The following is a 12,681-nucleotide window of genomic DNA, read 5'->3' as shown; positions in this document are numbered from 1 at the left end:
ATGTCAAAAGGAGTGACCAAAGACGAGGAGGCAAGATGACGACGCTAGTGATAGGTGCCAATGGCCAAATTGGTCAGCAGTTTTGTGCTCTGGCCAAACAGGCAGGCACGCCCATCAAGGCGATGATCCGTCATCAGGAGCAGGCGGCATGGTTCGAAGAGCGCGGCATTCCCACCGTTATCGCCGACCTGGAAGGTGAGCTGGAGCATGCCTTCGAAGGGTGCGACCAGGTCGTGTTCACCGCAGGATCCGGGCCGCATACCGGGCCGGACAAAACCCTGTTGATCGACCTGTTCGGCGCCATCCGCGCGGCGGATATCGCCAGCCAGCGCGGGCTGTCACGCTATATCATGGTCAGTGCGCTGCGCGCTGAAAAACCTCTGGAAGCCCCGCAGAACATGCGCCCCTATATGGCGGCCAAGTTCGCTGCCGATGCGCACCTGCGCCGTAGCAATATCTCCTACGTGATTCTCAAGCCGGGGCGGCTCACCGATGATGCCCCCAGCCACAAGTTTGCCAGTAGTGTCGAAGAAGCCGGTGATAATCGCATCTCGCGTGCCAATGTCGCCCATGCCCTGCTGAGAGTCGTGCAGACTCCCTCGATCATTGACCGCGACATCACCCTGCTGGATGGCAAGCGGCCCATCGATACGTTGCTATAGCGTGCCACCCAAGCGTTCACGCAGGTCGGCCATGAAGGTCTCGATGCGCAGTGCGTTGGTGCCCACGTCGCTGGCGCCCAGGCGAGAGGCCGAACGCATGTCCACTTGCGTGCCCGAAGCCAGTTCGGTCAAGCGAATCACCACATCGTCCTCGAAGCCAAACCAGCGAGTAGTGGCTGTGGCCTCCAGCCGGTCTGAGGAGATGTCGGCAATCTGCCAGCCCGCAGCCTCGACTTCCGCCTGTACCGCCGCCAGCACAGTAGTGGCGTCAGCCTCCACCTGCAGCGGCTGAATCTGAGGGTAGGCGGCCTGCTGCTGCCGTGCCGTGGCTTCGCCCGGGTAGTCGACAGCATTGGGGGCAGCCTCGCGGGCTTCACGAAGGGCCAAAAAAGCCGGTGGGTTCTGTGTATCGGTGGTGATGTCATGTATGACAGGTGCCTGCTGGGCACGTTGCCACTGCTGCCAAGGTAAATAAAGCAGTGCCGCCGTGGCCAGCAGGACGAGCAGTGCCGCGCTGGCGGTGCCTGCCCGTCTAGTGACGGCACTGATGAGCAGCGCCAGCACGCTCAAGGCCAGCGCGGCCATGGCCGTGAACACGCCATTGCGCAGCAACGTAAATGCCTCGCCCAGCCCTACCCATTGCCAGCGATATGCCGGGCCAGCGACGGCCATCATGGCCACGGCCGCCAACAGCGCCACCAGGCTCAGCCAGACCAGCGCGCTGGGCCAGCGGCTTTTGTTGCGTGTACGGTTGAATGATCTGGTGGATGTTCTTGTGAATGTTCTGGTCATCCCTTTCCCCTTGGCAACATGACGTGTCTGCCCAGCATAGCCAGCGATGTGGTAGCGTGGCTACTTTTCCCGCCTGATCCAGGATGCCGCCATGAGGGACGCTGACATGCACTCAACCAGACACTCTCCATCGGAGGTGACCGCCATGCAGGCAACGGCTTTGCTCGCCTGCCGAGTGCGCGCGCTGCTCGAGCAAGCGCCTCGGCAGGCCCTGCCCATGACCTACCAGCAAGTGGCGGCTGCCCTGGGGCTCACCCCGCCGGGCACCATTGCGCAAGTGGCCAATGCGCTTGAATGGCTCATGGAGGAGGACGTGGCGGCAGGGCGGCCTCTGGTCGCGGCGTTGGTCATCAGTCGGCGTGGCGAGGATCGTCCGGCCCGTGGATTTTTCGAAAAGGCCGTGGCGCTGGGTCGCTTTCCGCAGGACCCCGCGACCCATGCACAGCACTACCTGGCCGAGCGCGAGGAGGCCATGAATCGCCGTTGACTCACGCCTTGCGCAGCGGGTCGAGCAGGCCACTCAGGCCGTTATGGTCGATTTCATGCATCAAGTGCAGCAAGTGGCCAATCTCCCCGGTGGGAAAGCCCTCCCGGGCAAACCAGTTGAGGTAGGGGCCCGGTAAATCAGCTATCAGCCATCCTTCGTACTTACCAAAGGGCATTTTGCGTGAGACCAGCTTTTCGAGGTCTTCGGGTTTCATACGTTAATTCCTTTCATTCTCATTTAAGCGTTCTTTTATGTTTCCGCGCCCGCGGTTTTTTGTTAGACTTTCGTCGACAATATACCCCCCCTCGACGCTGGGCGCTCACTGCTCCGGCACGTCATTTCTGTATCGTCAGGGACATGACATGCAAAAACGTTTAAGTCTTTTACTCTGCTCGCCGCTGCTGGCGCTTGCAGCAATGCCCGTGTCGGCCGATGAACCGGTCGATGTCCTGCTGATTGGTGGCGGCATCATGAGCGCCACGCTGGGCACCTATCTCCAGGAGCTGGAGCCGGAGTGGAGCATACACCTCTACGAACGGCTGGACGAAGTCGCCGCTGAAAGCTCCAACGGCTGGAACAACGCCGGTACCGGGCACTCGGCTTTCTGCGAAATGAACTATACCCCCGAGCAACCTGACGGCAGCGTGGCCATCGAGCGTGCGGTCAACGTGACCGAACAGTTCGAGGTGTCTCGCCAGTTCTGGGCGCACCAGGTGGACCGTGGCATGCTCGGCGAGCCAGGCTCGTTCATCAACACCTCTCCCCATTTGAGCCTGGTATGGGGTGAAGACGACGTGGCGTTCCTGCGCGAGCGTCACGCCACCATGGTACAGAACCCACTCTACGCCGGGATGGAATACTCCGAAGATTGGCAGGAGCTGGCCGAGTGGATGCCGCTGGTCATGGCCGGTCGCGAGAACGACGGCACCCCGGTGGCAGCAACGCGCATGCAGATGGGCACCGAGGTGAACTACGGTGCACAAACGCGCCAGATGATCGAGTCTCTGGCCCAGGGCGACAACTTCACGCTGGGTCTGAACAGCGAAGTGCGCGGCTTCGAGCGCAATGACGACGATACCTGGCAGGTTCGTATCGCCGATTTGGCCAGCGGTGATGAGTTCACCGTCGATGCGCGTTTCGTCTTCATCGGTGCGGGCGGTGCGGCGCTGCCGCTGCTGCAGGAAACCGGCATTCCTGAAGTAGAGGGCTACGGCGGCTTCCCGGTGGGCGGCCAGTTCCTCTACACCACCAACCCGGACGTTGTGTCTCAGCACTTGGTGAAAGTGTATGGCAAGGCCGGTGAAGGCTCACCGCCCATGTCGGTGCCTCACCTGGACATCCGCTATCTGGACGGTGAACCCGCGCTGTTCTTTGGCCCGTTTGCCACGTTCTCCAGCAAGTTCCTGAAAGAGGGCTCCTGGACCGACCTGTTCGGCTCCATGACGCTGAACAACACCTGGCCGATGATGCAGGTCGGGGTCGATAACTTTGATCTCGTGCGCTATCTGGTCAGCCAGGTGATGATGTCGGAAGAAGATCGTTTCGAAGCCCTGCAGGACTTCTACCCGGAAGCCAACCCCGATGACTGGTCGCTGTGGACAGCGGGCCAACGCGTGCAGATCATTCGTGACGATGAAGAGCAGGGCGGTGTGCTGCAGTTTGGTACCGAAATCATCAGCTCTGCCGATGGCAGCATGTCGGCGCTGCTGGGTGCCTCGCCTGGCGCTTCCACCGCTCCGTCGATCATGCTGAACCTGCTGGGGCGTGTGTTCCCCGAACAGGTAGCTAGCGAGGAGTGGCAGTCTACCCTGACCGCTATCGTGCCGTCCTACGGCCAGAAACTGGCGGAAAATCCGGAGCTGCTGCGTGACGTGCGTGCCTATACGGCACAAACCCTGCAGCTTGACGAGCCCATGAACCTGCAGGCGGGTGATGCCGTCGAGGCCAGTGACGTCGAAGAGGCCGCTGACGAGGCGGAGCAGGAAGCCGAGCCCGCTGACGAAGCGGAAGCTCAGGACAGCGAGCAGGAAGAAGAGGTAACGCAGGCGTAAGTACAACGCCTGTCGTTGGTCGATACAACGCCAGCCTTCGGGCTGGCGTTGTGCGTTTTATTCAGCCCTGGGGTGCGTATTCCATCAGTAACACGGTCAGGGCGCGGGCGGCCTCGTGGCCTGGGCTATCGCCGCGATACACCACTCCGATGTCCCGGTGAAAGGTGTGCTCATCGAGGCTGACTGCCCTGATGCCGCTGGGCCAGTGGTCGAGGGCACGAGGCTCTGGCACCAGCGCCACGCCCACGCCGTTGGCCACCAGCCGAACGATGGCATCCAGCTCATCGACTTCACACACATCGCGCACCTGGCAGTGCTGATCGCGCAAGAAGCGCTCGACCTGCCGCCCCCCAAAGGATGTCCGGTCGTAACGCACGAACGGATGACGCTCCAGCAATGCTCGCCAATCGCTCCCTGACCAGCCCTGCGGTACCAACAGGCGAAAGGGTTCATGGGCCAGTGGCTGCCAGCGCAGGTCGCTATGCAGCGAGAAAGGCGGCCGAATGATCACGGCCATGTCGAGCTCTCCTGCGTCCACTTGGCTCATCAGCCCCAGTGACAGCCCAGGGACCACCCGGCTGCGGCAGTGGGGAAAGTGACGGTGAAAATGTGCCAGCACGTCCGGCAGCAGCGTACGTTGATACGAGGCAATGGCGCCTAGCGTGATGAACGTGCCGGGTGCCTGGTCGGTGCCTGCTGCTCCCAGCGTTCGGTACAGCGCCAGCAGGGCGCGGGCTTGCTGCAGGGTGGCCTGGCCCTGCGAGGTGAGGACGGCATTGCGACCGCTGCGCTCGAACAGTGTGACCCCCAGCTCCGCTTCCAGGCGCTTCATCTGGGCGCTGACGGCCGCCTGGGTCAGCCCGGTCTGCTGTCCGGCAGCGGCAAAAGTGCCGTGCTGGGCCACGGCGACAAGCGTTTTAAGCTCACGAATCATGATCGGTAACTCATCAATATTTTTTGTGAGTTTATCAAAAAACAATTGATTTTATTTTTGCATGGCGGCTTTTAGGATGGCTGAACCAACCCTAAACGCAGCACATCGCGGCATACCCGATAACAGGAGCTTCTCATGAGCCTTTCCCCTTTCCACCTGGCAATCCCCGTTTACGATGTGCCGCTGGCACGCGCTTTCTACAACGATGTCTTTGGTCTGGAAGAGGGGCGCTCCAGTGACCACTGGGTGGATTTCAACTTCTTTGGCCACCAGCTGGTGATTCACGGGCACCCCAAAACGCCTGGGCAGGAAAGCGCGCATACCAACCCGGTGGATGGTCACAACGTGCCGGTACCGCATTTTGGTGTCATCCTGGAGTGGGATGAGTGGGAAACGCTGGCCGAGCGCCTGAAAGCCCGCAATACCGATTTCGTGATCGAGCCCTATATCCGCTTCAAGGGAGAAGTGGGTGAACAGGCCACCATGTTCCTGCTCGACCCCTGCGGCAATGCGCTGGAGTTCAAGGCGTTCAAGGACAAGAGCCAAATTTTTGCCAAGTAAGTGCGCTTGTGTCGCCGACAGGGTGTGTGTCAGGCGCGCATGGCCTGCTCCTGTCGGCGATGCTGTAGCGGTGGCTCGCCAAAGTAACGCTTATAGTCGCGGCTGAACTGAGGCACGCTGCGGTAGCCGACGGCCAGGGCGGTCTGGTTGACGTTATGGCGGTCCTGCAGCAATAGCTGCTGAGCCTTCAGCAGCCGCAGCCGTTTCTCGTATTGCGCTGGGGAGGCCCGAGTGATCTGCTTGAAGTGCTGATGAAAGGTCGAGACGCTCATGTTGGCTTGACGAGCCAGCTGTTCCACCGAAAACGGATCGGCAAAATGAGCGTGCAGGTGGGAAAGCACCTGTACGATTCTCGCATAGTGGCCATGGCCGCTGACCAGCGCGCGTAGCGCTTGCCCCTGCTCCCCCTTGAGCGCTTCGAACACCACATCGCGTATACGCGCTGCCCCCATGGTGCGGCACTCCATCTCGTCGTGCAGAGTGTGGGCGAGCCGCAGAACCGCAGCCTGCATGCCTTCGTTCATGGCCACCGAGGCCATGGGTCTGGGGGTTTTTACAAGCGGCCCTTGATCGCCCATGGCCGTGACCAGCTCGTTTAGCAGTGCGGGGTCCAGAGAGACCGAAATACCCAACAGCGGCGCCTCTTCGGAACCGTGTGTTTCACACTCGAAAGGCAGCGGCAGGGTCTGAACGAGATAGTGGCCAGGATTGTAGTGAATCTCGCGGTCACCCAGGTAACCGATCTTTCGCCCTTGGGCAATGATCGTCAACCCCGGTTCGTACATGAGCGGGGTGCGCGGCTGATGCCGTTTCAGGTACAGCAGGCTGACCCGTGGCAGAGCCGAGGCGTTCATTCCTTCCCGTCGAATCAAGGGAAAAAGGCACTGAGCAAGGGCGTTGCCCGCAGCGGTGGTAGTGGCCATGGGGGCTCCAGAGGCGAGACTGTCATCAGTTCGTTTAGGACAATTGTGACTTTTTTGCGCGCATTTTTGTTATTTTATTACGCCTTTATGGAGAAATAGGCAAAAAAATCGGAGCTTCGTTCATCGCTAACCGCGGCGGTACGGCCAATAATGGAAGCTTCTCTCGCATGAGCGGGATGCCTTACCAAGGAGTTTCCATGAGCCAGGCAAAATCGTACGCCGCGTTTTCCGCCGACAAACCCCTCGCGCCGTTTACCTTTGAACGTCGTTCGCCCCGTGCCGACGACGTTGCCATCGAAATTCTCTACTGTGGCGTATGCCACAGCGACCTGCACTTTGCGCGTAACGACTGGGGCATGAGCCAATACCCCGTCGTGCCCGGCCACGAGATCGTCGGCCGCGTGACCGCCGTGGGCAGCGACGTCAGCCGCTTCCAGGTAGGCGATCTGGTAGGAGTGGGCTGTATGGTCGATTCCTGCCGTACCTGTTCGGCCTGCCAGGAGGGCGTAGAGCAATACTGCCTGGAAGGCTTCACCATGACCTACGGTAGCCCCGATCGTCAGGACGGCACCCTGACCCAAGGCGGCTATTCCGATGCCATCGTGGTGAGCGAGCATTTCGTGCTCAAGATGCCTGACGGTATCGATCTGGCCTCGGCTGCGCCTATCCTGTGCGCCGGTATCACTACCTACTCACCGCTGAAGCATTTCGGGGTAGGTAAAGGGCACAAGATCGGGGTGATTGGCATGGGTGGCCTGGGCCATATGGGCGTGAAGCTGGCCAAGGCGCTGGGCGCAGAAGTCACGGTATTTACCCGTTCCGACGCCAAGGTAGAGGAAGCCAAGCGAAACGGTGCTGACCACGTGGTGGTGTCCAGCGACCCGGCGCAAATGGAGGCCGTGGCAGAAACCTACGACTTCATGCTGGATACCGTGCCGGTACAGCATGACCTCAACCCCTATCTGGCCGCGCTCAAGTACAACGGGACGCATATCATCGTCGGGCTGCTGGAGCCCATCGAGCCGACCATCGAAGCGTTCAATCTGGTCTTCAAACGCCGCGTGGTGGCTGGTTCACTGATCGGCGGGATTGCCGAAACGGAAGAGCTTTTGCAGCTGTGTGCCGACCAGAACATCACCTGTGATATCGAAATGCTGGATATTAACGACATCAACGAAGGTTTCGAGCGCATGGAAAAAGGTGACGTGCGTTACCGCTTCGTGATCGATATGGCCACGTTGAAGAACACACCCGCTTAAGTGGCCTTCTCTGGATACAGCCCGCTCCTGTTGGAGTGGGCTTTTTTGTTTATCGCATAGATGAAAATGGTTGATACATAAGTCGTAGAGGTGCCGTTTTTTCACGTGGATTGTTTTACTCTGCGCTTGAGCAGCGCCATAACAAATAAGCACAAGGGAACTCACTCATGAAGCATCTCTCGATAAAATGGAGCCTGACGGCTGCCCTCGCGGTGCTGGTGGTGATGATTGGCCTGATCAGTGGGCTGGGTTTTTACGCCAATACCAACAGCGGCCAGGCACTTGCCGAAATCAACAATACCAACGTCAGGCTGGTCAATCTGGCCAACCGAATGCAGGTCAACGCGTTACGTGCGCAGACCTTTCTCGACCGTTCGGCCAGCTTCAGCACCATGGGCAACCCTGAAAGAGGCCAGGAAAGCCTGGAGCAGGCGGCCGAAGCAACGTTGGCGGCCCAGCGCTATTTTGAAGAATTCTCTGCCGTTGCCGTGGACCCAGCAAGCGAGCTGGCCCGCCACAGTGAAGCGGTGAGCGAAGCCTACCAGGCCTTTGTAGTGGAAGGGCTGGAGCCCTTATTGAATGCGCCGCCGTTCCAAATCCAGCGCCGCCAGGTCGCACTTGGCGAGCAGAGTGCGGCGCTGGACAGCGCCATGGGTAACTTTGTGGCCTATACCGAGTCGCGTGGTCAGCAGGTGATGCAGCAGGTGGAGCGCGTAGCGACCTGGGTCGGTGCCATTGCCATTGGCCTGCTGCTGTTCTCACTGGTAGCGGCGCTGGTCATTCGTATTGCCATGGTGCGAGGGGTGGTCACTCCGTTGCGCCAGGCGCTCGACCACTTTGCGCGTATTGCCGATGGCGACCTGACCGAGCGTATCGAAGACCGCGGCCGTAATGAGATTGGCCAGCTGTTCATGGGGCTGGCCGCCATGCAGGAAAAGCTCAGGACGCTGGTCCTCTCGTTGCGCAGCAGCAGTGAGCACGTCTATAGCGGGGCCAGCGAGATTTCCTCCGGCAGTCAGGACCTCTCCTCGCGTACCGAGCAGCAGGCCGCCGCGCTTCAGCAAACGGCTTCCAGCATGGAGCAGATGGCGACCACGGTGGGCGCCAATGCGGATATCGCCCAGCAGGCCGACCAGCTCTCCGTGGCGGCATCGCAGTCGGCAGAGCTGAGTGGCGACGAGGTCGAGCGAACCGTGCAACTGATGCGGGATATTGCGGCCAGCGCCGACAAGGTGAACGACATCATTGGCGTGATCGACTCGATTGCCTTCCAGACCAATATCCTGGCGCTGAATGCCTCCGTGGAAGCGGCCCGAGCCGGTGAGCAGGGGCGCGGCTTTGCCGTGGTGGCCAGCGAGGTGCGTTCTCTCGCTACCCGCAGTGCCGAGTCGGCCAAGGAGATTCGCGGCCTCATCGAGCAAACCACGACGCAAATCACCAGCGGTGCCAGTCAGGCCGAGCGCAGCGGGCAAACCATCCATCAGACGGTGGACGCCATTCGTCAGGTCACCACGCTGGTGGGTGAAATTTCCACGGCAACCCGTGAACAGAGAGGAGGGATCGAGCAGATCAATGCGGCGTTGACCGAAATGGATTCGGTGACCCAGCAGAACGCGGCGCTTGTGCAGGAAACCAGCGCGGCGGCCACGGCCCTGGAGGGCCAGGCCAGCGGTCTGGCAGAACTGATCTCCACCTTCCGGCTGGCTGCTGGCGAGCAATTGTCGCCTGCGCCGCAGGAGATAGCGCCCGCTCTTGGGCGACAAGTACCCGCCCCGATGCCCAAAGCCAAGTCTACCCAGACACAGCAGGACGAGTGGGACGAGTTCTAAAAAGGAAGGTCCAAGGAAGGTTACAGGACGCCCCCTGAGCGCACGACGTGCTCAGGGGGCGTTTTCTTTCAGGCGTGGGCCACCACGCGTAGGCGCACGTAGTCGGCGGTCCAGTTGCCGCGACCATCGCTCAGGCTATGCGCCAGCAGGTTGACGGTATGATCGAACACGGCATCTTTCAGATCATCATCCAGGCCGTGGAAGAACGGACTGGCAAAGGTGTCCAGCCAGTTGGCCATGCCTTTGGGCAGTGGCGTAGGGCGCGGGATGAGTTCGATGTTGTCGATTCGAAACCCCACGGTTTGCAGCAGGTTGGCGTAATCCTCTGCCGTCGGGAAATACCAGGGGTGACGCCCTTTGGAGCTGATCCCACGGAACTGCAGCGAGGCAATCAGCGCGGTGCAAATGGCCGCCACGTTACCGTGTCCACCAAACTCGGCCACAAAGCGCCCCCCGGGCTTGAGGGCCCGCTTGACGCCGGCCAGCACGGCCTGAGGGTCGAGCATCCAGTGCAGGGCGGCATTGCTGAAAACCGCATCGAACTCGTGGTCGAAAGGCAGCTGGTGACCATCGACTACCCTGGCCGTTACGCCGCGCTGCTGCGCTGCTTCGACCATTTCCGCCGACGCATCGACGCCCAGCACGGTCGCGCCCAGCTGCATGATGCGCTCGCTCAATACGCCATCACCGCAGCCCAGGTCCAGAATGCGCTCACCCGGCTGAGGAGAGAGCAGTTTGAGCACCTCGTGGCCCAGCTTGGGCACGAAAGGTGCGTTTTCCGCGTACTGGCTAGCATTCCATGCTTGCCCAGGCGGTGTATGTGAGGCGTTTGTCATGGCGGCATCCTGGCTTCGTTATTCAGTGGTACGATTATTCAGAGTGAAACACTCTATTAGAATAACGCTTCTTGCAGTATAGCCATCCGCTGGATAAACCCCAGCGGTGGGATATATTTCAACTGTCGATGATCCTTGTCCAACGACTCATAAACCACGAGGCACCATGAACGACGTTATCAAGCTCTTGCAGTCCCACCGTTCCATTCGTAAATTCACCGATCAGGAGATCCCTCGTGGGCTGCTCCTGGAGCTGATCAAGGCCGGGCAGGCGGCGGCGACCTCCAGCCATGTGCAGGCTTACAGCGTGATTCACGTGAAAGATGCAGCCAATCGGGAGCAGCTGGCCGAACTGTCGGGTGGCCAGGGCTATGTGGCCAGCAGTGCGGTGTTTCTGGTGTTCTGCGCCGACATGAAGCGTCCCACCGAAGCCTCGGCGCGCACCGGCGCCAACGTAGAGCGCGGCATGACCGAGCAACTGCTGGTGGCCACCGTGGACACGGCCCTGATGGCCCAAAACGTGGCCGTGGCCGCCGAGTCCGAAGGGCTGGGTATCTGCTACATCGGCGGGATTCGCAACAACCCCGAGGCCGTCAGCGAGCTGCTCAAACTGCCGCCCCATGTCTACCCGGTATTTGGCATGTGCCTGGGTTACCCGGACCATCAGCCGGAGGTCAAACCCAGGCTGCCCGTTGAGGCGATTCTGAAAGAGGACTACTACACTGAAGACAGTGATCAGGTCGTGGCCTTCGATGACACCATGCGGGCCTACTACCAATCACGCAGTAGCGGCAATAAAAATAGCGACTGGTCGCACAACCTCACCCCTCTGTTCGACAACAAGCTGCGCCCCCATATGCGTGACTTTCTAGTGAAGCGTGGCTTTACCATGAAATAAGGAGCCCCTCATGTCCCTACAGCGTGCCTACCTTCTGTTCGCCGGCCTTTACAGCCTGCTGCCTGTCATGGGCATCGTGGCCATTTTCTTCGGGGGTGGGACACCGCTGGCGCTGGTGCACCTCTCCTTTGGGGTGTTGGGCGTCGTGGGGCTGTGGGGGTACATGCTCAACCGGGGCGTCATGAATCAGCGCATGTGGCGGCCGCTGGCGCTGGTGTTTGCCGTAGGAAGCCTGGTGCAGATGGGGATCGTACTGAGTGTGCCGGTGGCGGGGGTAGCGTTGACCTGGATGCTCATCAGCAGCATTTTTGCCCTCATCCTGGCCGTGATGCTCTATCACTACGGCAATCGAGACCAGCCGCTGTGGGCCAGTGAAGAAGAGCGAGCCGCTGCGATGAAGCTGGCCCAGCTGCTGGAGCAGCAATCCAACGTCACGGCGTATCACCGTGAGCCCGGCCATGAGAACAGTGTCTGCGTCTCCAAAGTGGGCAATGCCTATCATGCCAGCGTTACCCGCCGCACCCCTAAGGGGCAGGAGACGTTCGAGCAGCGCTTTCGCCATCCTGAAACCCTGCTGTTTTTTGCCGAAAAGTTCGCGAGCGTCGCGCCGCAGGCGTTTACCGGCCAGGAGGAGCGAGGCTCACAGCTGGCGTGATGTCCCGCCATCTTGCAGCAACGGGCTCTTCGCCAACTGGCTGGCCAGTTGGCCCTTGATGAACTGATAGAGAGGCGTGAGGCGCTTGGGTAGCCGCTCCTCGGCCACGCGCTGATCGATGTAGTAGGCCGCGCGACTGCCACAGTAGTCGATGACGCCGCCCACCTGGTGAAACTGGAGACCGGAAGCCTTCAGCAAGCGACTGAAGCGTGGCTCCAGCATGGCGAACACATGATGGCGCTGACTAAGACCCACCAGTGCCGTGGCGGCAAGAAACAGGCTCAGGCTAAGCAGAGCGGGGCTCTCCTTGATGCTCTCGTAGGGGCTTTGTACTTCGCTTTGCTTGCGACGCACGGTGGGGTGAACGGCCAGGCGCGATACTTCGCATACCTGATGGGAAGCAAAATGGCGCGGGTGCGTGTTCGGCAAGAACAGGTGCGCTCCGTAGTAGGCTTCCAGTGGCAGGCTATGCAGCCCATGAGCGTTTTGCTCGTCGAACAGCACGACCCTCAGACATCCTACATCCAGCCCTGTCGCCTTATGGTGGAGCAGGCACAGCAGCGACTGTTGGTCATGGTCATCGTGTTCGATATTGAGCGCGCTGCTATTGCCAAGATCGTAACGCAGCTCTTCGATGAAGACCGCGTGGCGCAAGGTAAAGGCGCGCCGCTTTTCGGTGGGCGTCTGGGCAATCAGCAGAGAAAAGTGAGTATCAAAAAAGGCCGGTGTAAAGATATTTTCGACGAGTGTATCAGGGGTGGTGACGGAGGGGGCGATGGGTATGATCACCGTCG

General features: G+C 60.4%; 14 protein-coding genes. 8 read left to right on the top strand and 6 right to left on the bottom strand.

Annotated elements, in window-relative coordinates; all coding sequences use genetic code 11:
• The first annotated feature begins 35 nt into the window (after positions 1–35).
• On the top strand, positions 36–662 hold the full coding sequence (locus B7L72_RS02210; protein WP_081135194.1) for an SDR family oxidoreductase: 627 nt from the start codon (positions 36–38) through the stop codon (positions 660–662).
• Here B7L72_RS02210 and B7L72_RS02205 read toward each other — a convergent pair.
• Positions 657–1,454 (bottom strand): DUF1499 domain-containing protein, encoded by a 798-nt coding sequence (locus B7L72_RS02205; RefSeq protein WP_081135197.1) that lies wholly within the window; start codon positions 1,452–1,454, stop codon positions 657–659. The two genes, B7L72_RS02210 and B7L72_RS02205, sit on opposite strands and share 6 nt — an antisense overlap.
• 106 nt (positions 1,455–1,560) lie before the next feature.
• On the opposite strand from B7L72_RS02205, the gene B7L72_RS02200 reads away from it, so the two are divergent.
• Positions 1,561–1,941, top strand: coding sequence for a hypothetical protein (locus tag B7L72_RS02200; RefSeq protein WP_373294950.1), 381 nt, complete (start codon positions 1,561–1,563; stop codon positions 1,939–1,941).
• Position 1,942: 1 nt separating this feature from the next.
• Here the strand turns inward: B7L72_RS02200 and B7L72_RS02195 are convergent, their stop codons facing one another.
• Positions 1,943–2,155: a DUF3820 family protein gene (locus B7L72_RS02195; RefSeq protein WP_016916469.1), complete on the bottom strand. Its 213-nt coding sequence runs from the start codon at positions 2,153–2,155 to the stop codon at positions 1,943–1,945.
• Between the two features lie 148 nt (positions 2,156–2,303).
• Here B7L72_RS02195 and mqo point away from each other — a divergent pair, with 148 nt between their 5' ends.
• Positions 2,304–3,992, top strand: coding sequence for a malate dehydrogenase (quinone) (gene mqo / locus B7L72_RS02190; protein WP_026002011.1), 1,689 nt, complete (start codon positions 2,304–2,306; stop codon positions 3,990–3,992).
• Positions 3,993–4,053: 61 nt separating this feature from the next.
• Here the strand turns inward: mqo and B7L72_RS02185 are convergent, their stop codons facing one another.
• A complete protein-coding gene (locus tag B7L72_RS02185; protein ID WP_081192314.1) occupies positions 4,054–4,926 on the bottom strand; it encodes a LysR substrate-binding domain-containing protein in 873 nt (290 codons plus the stop codon).
• Positions 4,927–5,061: 135 nt separating this feature from the next.
• On the opposite strand from B7L72_RS02185, the gene B7L72_RS02180 reads away from it, so the two are divergent.
• Positions 5,062–5,487, top strand: coding sequence for a VOC family protein (locus tag B7L72_RS02180; protein ID WP_081192312.1), 426 nt, complete (start codon positions 5,062–5,064; stop codon positions 5,485–5,487).
• Between the two features lie 29 nt (positions 5,488–5,516).
• On the opposite strand, the gene B7L72_RS02175 is transcribed toward B7L72_RS02180, so the two are convergent.
• Positions 5,517–6,410, bottom strand: coding sequence for an AraC family transcriptional regulator (locus B7L72_RS02175; RefSeq protein WP_081192310.1), 894 nt, complete (start codon positions 6,408–6,410; stop codon positions 5,517–5,519).
• Positions 6,411–6,607: 197 nt separating this feature from the next.
• Here B7L72_RS02175 and B7L72_RS02170 point away from each other — a divergent pair, with 197 nt between their 5' ends.
• On the top strand, positions 6,608–7,669 hold the full coding sequence (locus B7L72_RS02170; protein WP_016916474.1) for an NAD(P)-dependent alcohol dehydrogenase: 1,062 nt from the start codon (positions 6,608–6,610) through the stop codon (positions 7,667–7,669).
• Between the two features lie 167 nt (positions 7,670–7,836).
• The gene (locus tag B7L72_RS02165; RefSeq protein ID WP_081192308.1) at positions 7,837–9,498 is read left to right on the top strand and encodes a methyl-accepting chemotaxis protein; all 1,662 of its coding nucleotides are present in this window, start codon (positions 7,837–7,839) and stop codon (positions 9,496–9,498) included.
• A 68-nt stretch (positions 9,499–9,566) separates the two neighbouring features.
• Here B7L72_RS02165 and B7L72_RS02160 read toward each other — a convergent pair whose 3' ends face one another.
• A complete protein-coding gene (locus tag B7L72_RS02160) occupies positions 9,567–10,334 on the bottom strand; it encodes a class I SAM-dependent methyltransferase (RefSeq protein ID WP_016916476.1) in 768 nt (255 codons plus the stop codon).
• 166 nt (positions 10,335–10,500) lie between these two features.
• On the opposite strand from B7L72_RS02160, the gene nfsA reads away from it, so the two are divergent.
• Both nfsA and B7L72_RS02150 read left to right on the top strand, forming a co-directional pair.
• On the top strand, positions 10,501–11,232 hold the full coding sequence (gene nfsA / locus B7L72_RS02155) for an oxygen-insensitive NADPH nitroreductase (protein ID WP_016916478.1): 732 nt from the start codon (positions 10,501–10,503) through the stop codon (positions 11,230–11,232).
• Positions 11,233–11,242: 10 nt separating this feature from the next.
• Complete coding sequence (locus tag B7L72_RS02150) at positions 11,243–11,887, top strand: hypothetical protein (RefSeq protein ID WP_016916479.1); 645 nt, start codon at positions 11,243–11,245, stop codon at positions 11,885–11,887.
• Here B7L72_RS02150 and B7L72_RS02145 read toward each other — a convergent pair.
• Positions 11,873–12,676, bottom strand: coding sequence for a PEP-CTERM/exosortase system-associated acyltransferase (locus tag B7L72_RS02145; RefSeq protein ID WP_016916480.1), 804 nt, complete (start codon positions 12,674–12,676; stop codon positions 11,873–11,875). The two genes, B7L72_RS02150 and B7L72_RS02145, sit on opposite strands and share 15 nt — an antisense overlap.
• Positions 12,677–12,681 lie beyond the last annotated feature (5 nt).

The organism is Halomonas sp. BC1, from assembly GCF_002078135.1.
GTDB lineage: Bacteria > Pseudomonadota > Gammaproteobacteria > Pseudomonadales > Halomonadaceae > Vreelandella > Vreelandella stevensii.
Note: the sequence above shows the minus strand (reverse complement) of the source record. Positions and strands in the feature narration are given on the sequence as shown.